At 73.4% G+C, this 14,310-nt stretch carries 14 protein-coding genes; 4 read left to right on the forward strand and 10 right to left on the reverse strand.

Annotated features, from left to right (window positions below):
• Window positions 1–45: 45 nt before the first annotated feature.
• Window positions 46–1,005 carry a non-homologous end-joining DNA ligase gene (gene ligD, locus ACFC51_RS06105; RefSeq protein ID WP_376527167.1) on the reverse strand — a complete coding sequence of 320 codons (960 nt, stop codon included), beginning with the start codon at window positions 1,003–1,005 and terminating at the stop codon, window positions 46–48.
• A 136-nt stretch (window positions 1,006–1,141) separates the two neighbouring features.
• On the opposite strand from ligD, the gene ACFC51_RS06110 reads away from it, so the two are divergent.
• Complete coding sequence (locus ACFC51_RS06110; RefSeq protein ID WP_376367301.1) at window positions 1,142–1,492, forward strand: hypothetical protein; 351 nt, start codon at window positions 1,142–1,144, stop codon at window positions 1,490–1,492.
• Window positions 1,493–1,589: 97 nt separating this feature from the next.
• On the opposite strand, the gene ACFC51_RS06115 is transcribed toward ACFC51_RS06110, so the two are convergent.
• From ACFC51_RS06115 to ACFC51_RS06140, 6 genes are all read right to left on the reverse strand, one after another.
• A complete protein-coding gene (locus ACFC51_RS06115) occupies window positions 1,590–2,930 on the reverse strand; it encodes an SGNH/GDSL hydrolase family protein (RefSeq protein WP_376527169.1) in 1,341 nt (446 codons plus the stop codon).
• Window positions 2,931–3,102: 172 nt separating this feature from the next.
• Window positions 3,103–3,687: a cysteine hydrolase family protein gene (locus ACFC51_RS06120; RefSeq protein WP_376367298.1), complete on the reverse strand. Its 585-nt coding sequence runs from the start codon at window positions 3,685–3,687 to the stop codon at window positions 3,103–3,105.
• A gap of 21 nt (window positions 3,688–3,708) precedes the next feature.
• The gene (locus ACFC51_RS06125) at window positions 3,709–3,996 is read right to left on the reverse strand and encodes a hypothetical protein (protein WP_376527171.1); all 288 of its coding nucleotides are present in this window, start codon (window positions 3,994–3,996) and stop codon (window positions 3,709–3,711) included.
• Between the two features lie 124 nt (window positions 3,997–4,120).
• Window positions 4,121–5,800, reverse strand: a complete 1,680-nt coding sequence (locus ACFC51_RS06130; RefSeq protein WP_376527173.1) for a cellulase family glycosylhydrolase — start codon at window positions 5,798–5,800, stop codon at window positions 4,121–4,123.
• A 223-nt stretch (window positions 5,801–6,023) separates the two neighbouring features.
• Window positions 6,024–6,716: a hypothetical protein gene (locus ACFC51_RS06135; RefSeq protein ID WP_376367292.1), complete on the reverse strand. Its 693-nt coding sequence runs from the start codon at window positions 6,714–6,716 to the stop codon at window positions 6,024–6,026.
• 339 nt (window positions 6,717–7,055) lie between these two features.
• Window positions 7,056–7,775, reverse strand: a complete 720-nt coding sequence (locus tag ACFC51_RS06140; protein ID WP_376527175.1) for a hypothetical protein — start codon at window positions 7,773–7,775, stop codon at window positions 7,056–7,058.
• 165 nt (window positions 7,776–7,940) lie between these two features.
• Between ACFC51_RS06140 and aac(3) the strand changes: the two genes are divergently transcribed.
• Window positions 7,941–8,795, forward strand: a complete 855-nt coding sequence (aac(3), locus tag ACFC51_RS06145; RefSeq protein WP_376527997.1) for an aminoglycoside 3-N-acetyltransferase — start codon at window positions 7,941–7,943, stop codon at window positions 8,793–8,795.
• Window positions 8,796–8,815: 20 nt separating this feature from the next.
• Here the strand turns inward: aac(3) and ACFC51_RS06150 are convergent, their stop codons facing one another.
• Window positions 8,816–9,682 (reverse strand): GyrI-like domain-containing protein, encoded by an 867-nt coding sequence (locus ACFC51_RS06150; protein WP_376527177.1) that lies wholly within the window; start codon window positions 9,680–9,682, stop codon window positions 8,816–8,818.
• Between the two features lie 330 nt (window positions 9,683–10,012).
• On the opposite strand from ACFC51_RS06150, the gene ACFC51_RS06155 reads away from it, so the two are divergent.
• Complete coding sequence (locus tag ACFC51_RS06155) at window positions 10,013–11,152, forward strand: FAD-dependent oxidoreductase (protein ID WP_376527179.1); 1,140 nt, start codon at window positions 10,013–10,015, stop codon at window positions 11,150–11,152.
• On the opposite strand, the gene ACFC51_RS06160 is transcribed toward ACFC51_RS06155, so the two are convergent.
• Complete coding sequence (locus tag ACFC51_RS06160) at window positions 11,149–12,288, reverse strand: MerR family transcriptional regulator (RefSeq protein ID WP_376527180.1); 1,140 nt, start codon at window positions 12,286–12,288, stop codon at window positions 11,149–11,151. The two genes, ACFC51_RS06155 and ACFC51_RS06160, sit on opposite strands and share 4 nt — an antisense overlap.
• Before the next feature lie 6 nt (window positions 12,289–12,294).
• Window positions 12,295–12,963: a HEAT repeat domain-containing protein gene (locus ACFC51_RS06165; RefSeq protein ID WP_376367282.1), complete on the reverse strand. Its 669-nt coding sequence runs from the start codon at window positions 12,961–12,963 to the stop codon at window positions 12,295–12,297.
• A gap of 253 nt (window positions 12,964–13,216) precedes the next feature.
• Between ACFC51_RS06165 and ACFC51_RS06170 the strand changes: the two genes are divergently transcribed.
• The gene (locus ACFC51_RS06170; RefSeq protein WP_376527182.1) at window positions 13,217–14,290 is read left to right on the forward strand and encodes a tyrosine-protein phosphatase; all 1,074 of its coding nucleotides are present in this window, start codon (window positions 13,217–13,219) and stop codon (window positions 14,288–14,290) included.
• The last annotated feature ends 20 nt before the right edge of the window (window positions 14,291–14,310 follow it).

The raw sequence follows: 14,310 nt of genomic DNA on the forward strand, positions 1-14,310 counted from the left end.
CGCCCCTCCCGCGAAGCCGTTCCGCGACGTCGTGAGGCGACTGCGTCACCCGATGTCGTCCGGAGCCAGGTCCGGACGCAGCCGGTGCCAGGACGGCTGGCGCAGCCGTCCCGCCTTCGTCCGCGTCGCGTAGCGCACTTCGCCGACCAGCCGGGGCAGCACCCAGTGGGTGCCCGCGACCGGTGGCGTCTCGTCGAAGGGGCACGTGTCGACCGCGGCCACCCGGAGGAGCTCGCCGAGCCTGGTCCGCTCCGCGTCGCTCCACCCCGTGCCGACGCTGCCCGCGTAACGCAGGCCTCCGGGGTGCCGCTCGCCGACGAGCAGCGCTCCCGGCAGCCCGCCCAGCCGGCCGCGTCCGGGCACCCACCCGCCGACGATCACGTCCACCGTGCGGGCATGGCGGATCTTGATCCACGTACGGGCGCGGACCCCGGGCTCGTACACCGAGCTCAGCCGCTTCGCGACCACGCCCTCCAGCCCGGCGTCCCGCGTCATGGCCAGGGCCTCCTCGCCGTGCCCGACGACCACCGAGGGCGTCGACCAGCGCGGTCCGTTCAGCCCGAGCCCCTCCAGCGCCGCCCGCCGCTCCGTGTAGGGCAGCGGGGCGAGGCTGCTGCCCCGCAGGAACACGGCGTCGAACAGGACCAGGTGCGCCGGGACGCGCCGCGCCGCCTGTGCGGCCTTCGCGGGCGAGCCGGAGAGCCCCATCCGCTGCTGGAGCCGCTCGAAGTCGCTGCGTCCCCGGTCGTCCAGGGCGACGATCTCTCCGTCCAGCACCGCCGGTACGCCGCCGAGCGCCGGGCCCAGTGCCGCCAGATCCGGATAGGCCGGGGTGATGTCGGCCCCGGACCTGGCCAGCAGCCGGACCGTCCCGTCCCCCGGCAGATAGGCCATGGCCCGCTGGCCGTCCTGCTTCACCTCGTACGCCCACTGCTCGTCCACGGCGGCGGGCGGAAGGCGGCCGGGGGTGGCGAGCATGGGGGCGAACCGGGGCAGAGGGGCCATGGCGGCAGCCTCTCAGCAGACGGCGCGTGAGGAGGCCCGTCACGGCCGGAGGCGGCGGGGGAACGCCGGGAAATGCACGGGACAGCCGTGCGCGGGCGTGGCACCCTGTGCGGCATGACGACGAACCGAAAGGTCCATGCCGCGTAGCCGCGCAGGACACCTCCCCGCAGGCAGGCACCGTCCGAACGGCCCGAGCACCGTCATCGACGGGCTCTCCTCGCGCACGCTGGCCGAGATCGCCCGCCTGGAACGGAGCCGCACCTACCTGGAGCCGGGCCGGGTCAGCGGGGCGCTGCGCCTCTGGAAGCACCATGTACGGCAACCGCTGGGCGCGCTCTGGCGCGCGGACGAGTCCGGCGACAGCCACGCGGACTGCTGCGGCGATCCGCTGGAGGCGCGGGAGCTCCTCGGCACCGTGACGGCCGCGCTGTCGCCGCGCGCGGCCCGTGAACTCCGGCGTGTGGTCGGCAGGCTCGACGGGGACTGACCGTGAGGAAACGGCCTCGGGCCCCCGGTGTCCGTCAGCCGGTCGCCGGCCGCGAGCAGGAGAGACGCTCCGGGATGCAACTGGCCTTCCGTGGTTGTCAGTTGTAGCCGAACCCCCGGGGCAGCGGAGCCTGGCGGAACAGGTGGGCGGGGACGGCCTCCGCCATGACCCGGTAGCCCGCGGGGTTGAGGTGGAGGTGGTCGCCCGTGTCCAGGTCCGCCCGGAGCCGACGGGGCGCCCCGGGATCGCGGACGGCACGGTCGAAGTCGATCACGCTGTCGAATCGCCCGCTCGTGCGGATCCACGCGTTGACCGTCTGCCGGGCCTGCTCGCGGTGGCCGTCCGGATCGTCGTACCCGGTGTTGCCGCCGATCGGGGTCAGCGTCGCCCCGTACACACGGATGCCGTGGGTGTGGGCCCGGGTGATGATCTGCTCGTAGGCGGCGATGACGTCGGCGGCGACCTGTTCCTGCGCGGCGGGTGTGGCCCCGGCCGTACCGATGTCGTTGACGCCCTCGAAGACGAGGAGCCAGTCCACGCCGCTCTGCGCCAGGACGTCACGGTCCAGGCGGGCCAGTCCGTTGGGGCCCAGGCCGTCGTCGAGCAGCCGGTTCCCGCCGGCCGCCTGGTTGACGACGGCGGTCTTCGACGTGGCCGCACCTGACCGCAGCCGCTCCTGCAACTGGTCGGGCCAGCGGTCGTTCCCGTTGGTGGTGGAGCCCCGGCCGTCGGTGAGCGAGTCGCCGAGCACCACGGCCGCCGAGGTGGTGCTCCTGGACCAGACCTCGACGCCGCTGAGGAAGTACCAATGGTCCGTGGGTGTCGCGCCGGGCAGGTCCGCGTCGGCGACGTGGTCACCGGAGTGCAGGTAGGACGTCGTGCGGGAACCGGGGTGCGAGGTGACGGAGGTGGAGGCCTGGCCGGCCGCCAGATACACCGTCGCCGTGAGGTCGGAGCCCGGCGCGAGTGTGAAGTCGAGGGGATCCGACACCGCCTGGGAGCCGATCGGGATCGACACCGAGGAACGGCCCTGGAAGGTGACCGGGCGCGTGGTCCCGGCCTCGACGGCGCTCGTGCCCGCCCTGCCGCCGAGGGGCAGGGCCACGGACACCTTGGTGATCGGCAGCGCGGCACCGCCGAAAGCGTTCGAGAAGCGCAGCCGGATGTGTTCACCGCCCGCGGAGACATGGACCGTCTGGCGCAGCGTGGCATCCGCCAGGACCGAATCGCCCTGGGTGAAGGGAGCCGGAGGCATGTTCCCCGGCTCCGTCAGCTGCGGCATGGACGTCCAGGTGCTCACCCAGCGGGCATGGCGCTCGTCGGGCGCCGGTGAGCTGCCCGGGCCGCGGCCGTCCCCGGCGCCGAGCGCGGGGGAGACGACCGCGGCGGTGAGCGCGGCGGCGGCGAACAGGCTGAGGATCGACGATCTTCGGATCACGGTGGTGCTCCCTCGTGCGGGGTGGGGGAAGCAGGGCGAATCCACGGATGTGGACAGCGCGTTCACTGAGGTCCGGAGGACTCGAGCGGCAGGCTAGCCGCTCCGATAAATTTCGGTCAATGCATCGAAACGTTCGAAAACTTTCGATGGTGGACGGCTCGCCGAGGGGGTGTCAGGGAGTGGTGGCCCGGGGCGCGGTGAACGTGACGTCGGCGGCCCGGACGGTGACATCGGCGTCCCTGCTCAGAGGCCAGGCGGCGACCCGCGAGACCATGGCGGCCGGGACCACGGGGCTGATGCCGGGCTCCGCCGGGACGTCGTACGTCGCGTGGGCGTCGTGGGGCAGGGCGACCCGGTAGCCCCGCGCCACCGCTGTACGGGCCGTCGCCTGCACGCACATCTCGGACATCAGGCCGCAGACGACGACGGACCGCGCCCCGGACGCGGACAGCAGGGACTCCAGCGAGGTCTCCTGGAACGCGTCGTCATGGGTCTTGCGGATCGCCGCCTCGGCGGGTCCCGTCCCGACGGGGTGGTGGAGCTCCCATCCGGGTGTGTGGGGTTCGTCGTCTGCGCCGGGCGGCCCGTCGTTCTGGACGTGGACGACGAGCGCCCCGGCCGCCCGTGCCCGTGCGATCAGCCCGGCCGTCCTGTCCACGAGGCGCTCCGCCTCGGGCAGCGCGCCGTCACCTCGGACGAACGCGCGCTGGACGTCGACAACGACAAGGGATTCGAAGGGAGTTGTGTGCAGCGTCATGCCGCCATGATGACCCGGGTGTCAGACGCCCGGCACCTGGTCCGCGAGGGACAGGCGCATGGAGCACGCGTCCTCCGCCTCGACCGTGACCGGGATGCCCCAGTGCGCGCTCAGCATGCCGCCCACGGCGACGAGCCGCCGGCGCTCCTCGACGGTGTACGCGGGGAAGCGGGTCCAGCCCCGGTCGGCGATGGCGTTGCCCAGCTCCGTGAACAGCGTTGCTCTGGCGCGCTGTTCCTCGTCGCTCGTCAGAGGGGTGGGTCCGGGGCCGGGCCCCACGGGGTGCACGTTGTACAGGTCACGGATCACGGGACCATCCTCCCAGGAGCGCCCGCGTCGCGCGGGGCAGCCCGACGGGCGTGCGGTCCCGCCGCGATGCCGGAAGGCGCCGGCCGGCAGGAGTGGTGGCCCCCGCCGGCCGGCCCGGCCGGGGTCAGGCCTTCGTGCAGGTCGTGCCGCTCAGCGTGAAGGCGGCCGGGGCCGTGTTGGTGCCGCCCTTGGTGCCGGTGAAGCCGAGGGTGACCGATCCGTTCACCGCGATCTGCGCCGTGTACCCGGCGGGGGCGACGCTGACCGCGGAACCGCTCTGCGTGGGCGTCCCGCCCCACATGTTGGAGACGGTCTGGCCGTCGGCGAAGGCGAAGCCGAGGTTCCAGCCGTTCACGGCGCTCGTACCGGTGTTGCGGATGACGATCTCGCCCTGGAATCCGCCGGGCCACTCACCGACCACCCGGTAGCCGACGGAGCAGCCCACGCCCGGCGTGGGGCCGCTCCTGTCCGTGGTGAAGGCCACCGTGGCCGACCTGGCCGACCGGTTGCCGGCCGCGTCACGGGCGTAGACGGCGAAGGTGTAGGCCGTGTTCGCGGTGAGGCCCGTCACCGTGACGCTGCTGGTGGTGGACGAGGCGGCCGGGGTCTCGGTGCCGCCGCTGACGCGGACGACGTCGTACCCGGCGATGGCAACGTTGTCCGTGGCCGCGGCCCAGGTGAGGGTGGCGGAGGTGGCGGTCACCGCGGAGGCGGCCGGGGTGCCGGGGGCGGTGGGGGCCTGGGTGTCACCGGGGTTGCCGCCACCGCCGAATACGGTGGCCTCCTCGGAGGTCTGCGCGATGCCGTTGGCGCCGTGGAAGATGCGCTCGCCCCAGGAGCTCAGCCGGCTCGGGTCGAAGTCGATGGCCAGATCGAGGATCGGGTCGGTGTTGCCGCTCCAGGACCAGGCCAGGTAGCCGAGGCCGAGCTGCTCGGCGGTGGCCATCATGGTGTCCTCGTCCGGGTCCCCCCACTGGTCGGCCGGTCCTCCGAACTCGCCGATCAGGAGCGGGAGTCCGGCGTCGACGAAGGCGTTCAGGTAGTCGGTGACCGCCTGGGCCGTGTTGTAGACGCTGTACATGTGGATCGAGAAGATCAGGTTGCCCGTGGTGTCGGCGTCGTACACGGCCTGGGCGTTGGCGCGCATGACGCCCTGCCAGTCCTGGCCCCAGTTGGGCGCGTCCACCATGATCGTGTGGGCGAAGCCGGCGCCGCGCAGCTTCTTGACCGCGGCGGTCGTGGGGGCGGTCCAGCCGGCCGGGTCGGTGTTGCCCCAGGGCTCGTTGCCGATGTTGATGATGACGTAGTCCTCCTGGCCCGCGAGGACGCCCTTGAGGCTGATCCAGTAGTCGGCGGCGTGGTCGAGCGTGCCCGCTGCCGCGTCCTCGCCGTAACCGGTGGTGTCGTGCACCTCCAGTACACAGATCAGCCGGTTCTTCTTGCAGTCGGCGATGATGCCCGCGACCTCGTCGGGGCCGTTCCGTGTCCAGCGGTGGCCGTCGGAGAGGACCACGCGGACGGTGTTGGCGCCGAAGGCCTTGATGTCGGCCAGCGACTGCGTCTCGCCCGGGTACCAGGTGTGCGCGTGGTTGACGCCGCGCATGACGAAGTCGTTGCCGTTGCCCTCCAGCAGACGGCCGTCGCTGATGTGCAGGCCGGTGGCGGCGGCCTCCGCCCGTACGGGACCGGCCTGCGCCGCGGCAGGGCCGAGCCCACCCAGCAGGACGACGCCGAGAAGGGTGGCGAGGCCCTTCAGCAGGACCGTTAAGGGGCTCTTTCGTGCCGTGCTCGTTGCTGATCTCACTGCGACTCCAGAAAGGTGGGTGCCGGTGAAGCAAACATCGGATGGCTGGATGGGAGCGCTCCCATAAAGCCATCTAGGCAGGGGCACGTCAAGACATCGCGCAGAGTTCGGCGCCGCGGCCGGGCGGCGTGCCGTGACGCGGGGCCCGCACCCGTGGGCGCGGGCCCGCCGTCGTCACGTCAGCCCTTCCGGGGCCCGGCCGGGCCCGGCGTGAAGGGCCGGGTCAGGCCTTGCTGGTGCAGATCGCGTCGTACGGACGCCCCGGGCTCGGGAACAGCTCGATCGGGTTGTCCGCGGCCGCCGGGCACTCCTCGGCGGTCTTGGCGAGGGCGAGGACCTTGTTGCCGCCGCTCGCGCAGGCGACCTCCTTCGCCTGGTCGTCCACGCAGTCGCCCACCACCAGCTGGCCGCCGCCCGCGCCCGCGTCGCCGGGGTGGTCGCCGGAGAGGTTGCGGCCGCAGATGGTCTTGCTGGGCAGGCCGGCGCTCGCGTCCCCGCCGAAGGACACCTTCACCGAGATGATCTCGTCGGTGCCGGCCGGGCACTCGACGGCACCGGCGAACATCTCGCCGTCCTTGACCTGGAGCGCCTTGATCGTCGCCTTCGGGTCGTCGCAGTCGAGGGGCTGGAAGCCGTCCTTGGACTCGCTCGTGTCAGGCCCGGCGCAGTCGCCGACCTTCCAGTCCTTCGCCTCGTGACTCCCGCCGCCGCCCGACGAGCCGCCGCCCCTCTTCGAGGACCCGCTGCCGCTGTCCGAGAACGGCCCGCACGCGGTGGTCGCCCCGAGCGCGAGCGTGAGGACCAGGACACCCTTCGCGCAGTTCCGAAGGGCCCTGCGAGTGCCGCGAGATGACGGGGAGGCGGCGGCGCCGCCCGTGCGGCTGTTCCGGGGTCTGGTGCTGCCGTGGACGGCCATGCTGCTCCTTGGATACCTGGCGTGTCCCGCGCGGCACCCGCTGTAGCCGTGCGGTTGTTCGGGCGTGAGGACGGCCGAATCACGCGGTGCGGTTCCCGGAGTCTGTGGAGTCTCTGTGAACGGCGGGGTGGCCGGAACTGGCCGTTGCCTGCGGGGCCCTGCCCTCCGGCGCGGGGCTCCGGGAGGGGCTGCCGGCGGCGAGGGAGCGGGAGGTCGGCGCCGACGGTGGCCGGTTCCGTGCGGTCCGGGCTGGACGTGGCCGGCCCGGTGGGGGCTTGTCCCGGGTGCTCGTCGCCGGTGGGGGTTTGTCCCCGGGTACCCGTCGCCGATGGGGGCCGGTTACGCAGGGTCCCCGCCGGTCGTGTCCGGCCGCGCGTGGGTGAGTTCGGTCCAGCGCCGCAGTTCGTCCGCGTGACCGCCGTCCGCCGTGGCCCCGGCGACGGCCGCGGCGTCCACCGCGCTCGGATCGCCCCGGCGGGAGAGCAGTGCCAGTGGCCAGGCCGGGGCGCTCGGCTGCCCGCCGTCGAAAGCGTGCCAGCACCAGGCCGCGTCGAAACGCCAGGCGCGCCCGTCCCCGTCGGCGACCTCGTCCCCCGGTTCGAGGAAGGCGTACGGCCGGAAGAGCAGCTCGATCCGTATCGGTTCCCCGCGGCCCGGGGAGATCGTGTGGCCCTGCTCCGGGAGCCGGGGGTCGTGGCTCTCGCCCTGCGGCAGGACCTCCACGTAGGACGCGGGCCGGGGCAGCATGCCGGTGACCAGTGGCGGGTCGAAGTGATGGACCGCCTGGACGTGCATCACGGTCGCCGGGATCCCGATCCTGCAGGTGTCCCCGGGCCGGAGCTCGGTGACCGGCGGGTGCGTACGGAACATGTCCCACTCGCGGGACTCGGGCGTGGGTAGCGCCCGTGCGCCGTTCCATCCGAAGCCCTCGGCCTGCGGGTCGACCGTCAGCCACGGGCATCGTACGGACACGTGGAACCGGTCGGCCCCGGTGACGACGGTCTCGGTGAACGGGCACTCCAGCGACAGCACGTCACCGGGGCGGTGGTCATGGTTCATGGGGGCATCTTCCCGGCCCGCCGAGGCGCGACCGCACCCCGGCCGCTGTCCCGGGGTGCCTGCCCCGCCAGGCCGGCGCGGAACGCGGAGCGGTGGAGGCCGTACCGCCGACCGCCTGACGCCCGGCCACGGGACCGATAGCGTCGTCCCATGGACGAACCGCCCTTGGACGAGGCCGCCCTGCTCGCGCGCTCCGGCGGTCCCGTCACCCGGGGCAGGCTCGTCCGGGACCTGGCCGCGCTCGGTCTCGCCGAGGGCGACACGGTGATGTTCCATACGCGGATGTCCGCCCTCGGCTACGTGGCCGGCGGCTCGCAGACCGTCATCGGTGCTCTCGCCGAGGCCGTGGGCGCGTCGGGGACCCTCATGGTGACCTGCGGCTGGAACGACGCCCTGCCGTACGGCTTCGCCCGCTGGCCGCAGCCCTGGCGGGACGCCGTACGCGCCGAACACCCGGCGTACGACCCGTTTCTGAGCGAGGCGGACCACGACAACGGCCGCCTTCCGGAGGCGCTCCGCCGGTGGCCGGGAGCCGTCCGCAGCCGGCACCCCGACGTGAGCCTCGCGGCGCTCGGGCCGGCGGCCGCCGAGCTGACGGCCGACCACCCGTGGGACGACCCGCACGGCCCCGGCAGCCCGCTCGCCCGGCTGGCCGCCCTGGGCGGGCGGGTGCTGATGCTGGGCGCGCCGCTGGAGACCCTCACGCTCCTGCACCACGCGGAAGCGCTCGCCGACGCGCCGGGCAAGCGGTTCGTGGAGTACGAGCAGCCGGTGCTGGAGGGCGGGCGGCGCGTCTGGCGCCGGTTCCGTGACATCGATTCGTCGAAGGGCGCCTTCGACTACTCCTCCGTCACACCTGCCGGCCAGGACCCGTTCGAGACGATCGGCCGGGACATGCTGGCCGCCGGGATCGGCCTCCGGGGCAGGGTGGGCGCCGCCGACAGCTGTCTCTTCGAGGCCGGCGAGGTCGTGGAGTTCGGTCTCGCCTGGATCCGCGAGAAGCTGGGCGGCGCCCCGTAACCGGTCTTCTCCGGTTCCGCTCAGACCGGGGACCGCTCCACGGGGATCCACAGCTCCGCGTCCGCCTGCGTCCCGCCCTCAGAGAGCCGCACGCTCAGGATCTCGGGGCCGGGGCGGCTTCCGTAGGGGTTCGAGGGGAACCACTGGGTGAAGACGTCCCGCCACAGGTGCTGGAGCGCCTGCGGGAACGGGCCGGAGTGGTCGAAGACGGCCCACAGGCCGGCCGGGACGTCCAGGGCGTCCATGTCGTCGGGCACCTCGGCACCCGTCACCACCCCGTGGTAGTAGTCGAGTTCGGTCCCCTCCGCCCGGCTCGGGTCGAGCTGGTCGCTGACTCCGACGATCCCCGCCGGCTCCTGGTCGCCCAGGGCGGCGATGCGCTCCACCGTGTCCTTCGGGAGGGACCGGATGAAGTCGGCGATCGCCGGATTCGCCCCCTGGTGGACGAGAGGTACGCGGGCCTTCCGGCCGACGACGCGGAACGCGTCCTTGTCCACGATCCTGTACCGCATGCTGCTGCTCCCTTCGATGACGAGACGGAAGGACATCCGGGGCTGGGAGTGCAGCACCGCACCGGTCCGCCTGGCCTCGCCCGGGCCCACCCCGTGCATGGCGCGGAACGCACGCGCGAACGCCTCGCCCGAGCCGTAGCCGTAGCGGGTCGCGACGTCCAGCAGCGTCCGCTCACCCGCGAGCACCTCGGCGCCCGCCACGGTGAGCCGTCTGCGCCGGACGTACTCCGACAGCGGGAGACCCGCCAGCGCCGAGAACATCCGCCGGAGGTGGTACTCCGACGTCATCGCGATGCGTGCCAGACCTGCCACGTCGATGGGCCGGTCGAGGTGGGACTCGATGTGCTCCATGGCCTGGTTCAGCCGGTCCAGCATCCCGGACTCCTTCCTGGTCGCGTCTCACGTTAGGAACCGCCCACCCTGCCGGACCCGACTTCCTGTGCCCGATCCGGTCGGGTGCCGAGTGACGGGCGCCTCGGTTTTGACACGACTGGAACGTTGTTCCAACATGATCGTGGAACGACGTTCCAAGATGTTCCGGGACCCCGGACCCCGGACCCCGGGACCCCGGACCCCGGGACCCCGGACCCCGGGACCCCGGACCCCGGGACCCCGGACCCCGGGACCCCGGACCCCGGGACCCCGGGCCCCGGGGCCGTTCCGGGATCGTTCCGGTTCCGTTCGGAACGTCGGAAAGGAAGCAGCATGACCACTCCAGTCACGATCGTCGGTGCGGGCCTCGGCGGCCTCACCCTCGCCCGCGTGCTCCACGTCCACGGCATCCCGGCGACCGTCTATGAGGCCGAGGCCTCGGCCACGGCCCGGACGCAGGGCGGCCAGCTCGACATCCACGCGCACGACGGCCAGGTGGCGCTCGAAGCTGCCGGCCTCACCGAGGAGTTCCGCGCGCTCATCCATGAGGGGGGCGAGGCCCTGCGCGTGCTCGACCTCCACGGCACGGTGCTGCACGAGGAGTCCGACGACGGCACGGGCGGACGTCCCGAGGTGCTCCGCGGTGACCTCCGCCGGATCCTGCTCGACTCCCTGCCCGACGGGACGGTCCGGTGGGGCCACAAGGTCGCCGGTGTCCGGTCCCTCGGCGACGGCCGGCACGAGCTGGCCTTCGCCGACGGGGCGACCGCGACGACCGGCCTCCTCGTCGGTGCCGACGGCGCCTGGTCGCGGATCCGCCCGTTGCTCTCCGACGCGAAGCCCGAGTACGTCGGCACCATGTTCGTGGAGACGTACCTGTACGACGCCGACGAGCGGCACCCCGCGGCCGCGGCGGCGGTCGGGGGCGGCTCGCTGTTCGCGCTCGCCCCGGGGCAGGCGATCGCCGCCCACCGGGAGGCCGGGGGCGTCCTCCACACGTACGTCCAGCTGAAGCGCCCCGCCGAGTGGATCGCCGGCATCGACTTCACGGACGCCCCCTCCGCGGCCGCCAGGGTCGCGGCCGAGTTCGAGGGGTGGGCGCCGGAGCTGACCGCGCTGATCACCGACGGTGAAACGGCACCGGTCCCGCGCGTGCTCCACGCGCTCCCGGACGGCCACCGGTGGGACCGCGTGCCGGGGGTGACGCTCCTCGGCGACGCCGCACACCTCGCGCCCCCGGCCGGGGAAGGTGCGAACCTGGCGATGTTCGACGGCGCCGAGCTCGGGAACGCGATCGCCGCACACCCGGGCGACGTCGAAGCGGCGCTGACCGCCTACGAGGCGGAGCTGTTCCCGCGCAGCCGGTCGTCCGCCGTGGACGCGCACGAGATCCTGGACCTCTGTCTGGGCGACCGCGCACCGTCCGGATTCGTCGACTTCCTCGCCGGCACATCGGCCGTCCAGGGGGACTAGGGGCGGCCGTCGTCCTGCCGGGCGCCCCGCAGCGTGAGGACGTACGCGGCGGTGAGCGCGACGGCGCGGTCCTCGTCGTGGGACAGCTCCGCCAGGGTCCGGTCCGCCGTGGCGCCCGGGATCTCAGCGAGTGCCTGCGTCAGCCGCCGGCGTACGGACGAGCCGGCCGCGCGACGGGCCAGGCGGTCGACGAGCGCGGTGGCGATCCGGTCCGCCGATGCGGGACCGTCCGCCCGCATGGGGCCGTTCGCAAGAGTGCGGAGCGCGTCGGCCGCGTCGACGTCGTTCGCCCCGTCGACGACCATGGCGACGAGCGTGGTGACCGCGTCGGCCACGCCCCGGGCACCGAGTGCCAGGGCCGCGCATCTGCGGACCACGATGTCGGAGTCCGTCAGGGCGCCCCGCAGCAGCGTGGTCGCCTTGCCGCCGGGGATCTCGGTGACGGATCGGACCGCACGTCTGCGCACGGCGGCCGCCGGTGAACGCAGGCCCTCCGCCAGCAGCACCAGCCCGTCGTCGCCCGACTGCGCCAGCGCCCATCGAAGAGCTCCGGCGACGTGCGGGTCCGTCTCGCTCAGCGCCGCCTCGACCAGGGCCTCCACCGGCACGGAGACCTCCTCGGCCGGGGGCGCCGACGACGCTGGGGGCGACGGGGACGACGGGGACGACGGGGGCGACGGGGACGACGGGGATGCCGGCGAGGCGGGGGACGGCGAGGACACCGAGGCCAGGGCCGCGCGCTGGCGCTTTCCCGCGCTCTCCGACCCCAGAGCCTGGAGCAGCGCGACGACATGGAGCACGTCCTCCCACCCGGCGGGCTCCGCGGCGTCGATCCGGCTCAGGCGCGTGAGCAGCGCCGTCTCGGCCGCGATGCGTTCGCGCGTCCGCCGGATGAGGTCGTCGACGAGCTTCGACGGGGCGAAGCCGGGATCGTCCAGGGCACGCCCGACCTCCTGCAACGACAGTCCCAGTGACCGCAGGCTCTCGACGTGGAAGATCCGTCGGATGTCGTCGTCGGAGTACTCGCGATAGCCGCCCCCGGTGCGTCCCGTCGGCCGCACCAGGCCGAGTGCGTCGTAGTGCCTGAGCATGCGGGCGCTGACCCCGGACCGTCGTGCCACCTCACCGATCAACACTGCCTGTCACTCCCGCCGGCCGTCCGTTCCCAGGGCCACGATGCGCTTCGCCTCCTCGATCGCGCACTCGAACCCGGCATCCGGGTCGCGAAGCAGCCGTTCCGTCGCCTCCGCGTGCAGGCGCACACCCGGGTCGGGGTTCGTCGCCGCAGCGCGCAGGAACTCCACGATCACCTCCCCGAGGGCGGTCAGCGCCCTGCTGAGGCTCAGCTGCGTCTCACGCCCGCCGCGCCCGAGCTGGGTCGCGAGCGCCTCGGCCAGTCCGGGCTCCTCGCCTTCGGGCACGAGCGCGACCGCTGCCCGCCAGGCGCTGCGCGCGACCTCGCCGTCGGCGTCGGTCAGAAGCGCCCGGGTGATCGCCGGCCACGCCTGCCGGTCCCCGATCTTGGACAGCGTGTGCAGCGCCTGGCTCCGCGCCTGTGCCCGCTCCGAGCCGAGCTCGGCGACGAGCGGCCGGACCGTCAGGGACGACGGGTGACGGGTGAGTGCCCAGGTGAGCAGCTCGCGCACCTGGAAGTCGGGCTCCACCGCGCACCGCCCGACGAGCGTGCCGACGAACCGGGGATCCGGCGACGTACCGACCGCCATCGCCGCCCGCAGCCGTACGGACGGGTCGCCGTCCTCCAGCGCGGTCATCGCCCGCGCAGCATCCGAGTCCAGTTCCGTCATGGTCATCGGGACCACCTCCTCGGCCACAGTGAAGACCTTGTCACGGTGTCAAGGTCAAGGAGCGGGGCCGCCGGACCACGCCCCGACCGCGATCCACGCCCCCGACCGCCGATCCACGCCCCCGACCGCGGAGCACGCCCCCGACCGCCGATCCACGCCCCCGACCGCGGAGCACGGTGTTCGGTTCGGCTTCCGGCGCTGTTCACCGGCCATTACGGCGGCCACCGCCAAGCCCTCAGAAGATCCGTGCATGACGCACATGACTCGTGTAAAGGCCTCCTCCTGCGCCCTGGCCGCCGCGCTCCTCGTCGGGATCACCGCGCCCGCGGTCTCGGCCCACGGCGCTCCCGCCTCCGCCGACCGCTCGTCCCACGCGCGCATCCCGTTCACGCAGGCCGAGGTGACCGCCCTGGACGACGGCTCGTACACGGTGGAGTGGGCGGCGCCCGGCGTGCGCCGCGTCGCCGTCAAGGCGGGCGGACGCACGGTGGCGTCCGGTGGGGCGACCGGCAAGGTCACCGTGCGCGGTCTGGGGCACGCCGACCGCCAGTGGTTCGACCTGGTGCCGGAGCGCGGCGGCTCCCTGCATCTTGCGGACCGGCTCATCGCCCTCGAAGGGTCCGTCAACTTCCGTGACGCGGGCGGCTACCGCACCACCGACGGCCACTGGGTGAAGATGGGCGAGATCTACCGCTCCGACGCCCTGGACAAGCTCACCCCCGCCGACCTGGCGAAGCTGAGGCGGCTGTCGATCCGCACGGTCTACGACCTGCGCATGGAGTCCGAGCGCTCGGCCGCTCCGGACCGCGTCCCGGCGGGCGCCACGCACGTCGTCGCCGACGTGCTGGCGGGCTCGCCCACCTTCACCGCCATGCCGACGACTCCCGACGAGGCCGTCGCGATGATGGTCGAGGGCGAGAAGTTCATGGTCAGCGGCGACACGGCCAAGGCCGCCTACCGCACCGTCTTCGGCGGGATCACCGACGACTCCTCGCGCGCCGTCGTCTTCCACTGCACGGCGGGCAAGGACCGTACGGGCTGGGCGAACGCGGCCCTGCTCTCGGCGCTCGGCGTCCCGCGCTCCACGGTCATGGCGGACTACCTGGCCTCCAACGACTACCGCGCCGAGGCCAACGCCGCCGCCCTCGCCTCGATGCCGGCGGCGCAGGCCGCCGTCTACAAGCCGCTGCTGGACGTGCGCCCCGAGTACCTGAACTCCGGCTACGAGGAGGTCGGGAGGAGCTTCGGCTCGTTCGGCGCGTACGAGAAGGAGGCGCTCGGCCTGGACGCCAGGGACCTCCGCGACCTGAAGCGGGACCTGCTGGTGGGCTGACGCGCTCAGTACGCCGCCGG

Origin of the sequence: Streptomyces sp. NPDC055962 (genome assembly GCF_042270185.1) — a bacterium.
GTDB lineage: Bacteria > Actinomycetota > Actinomycetes > Streptomycetales > Streptomycetaceae > Streptomyces.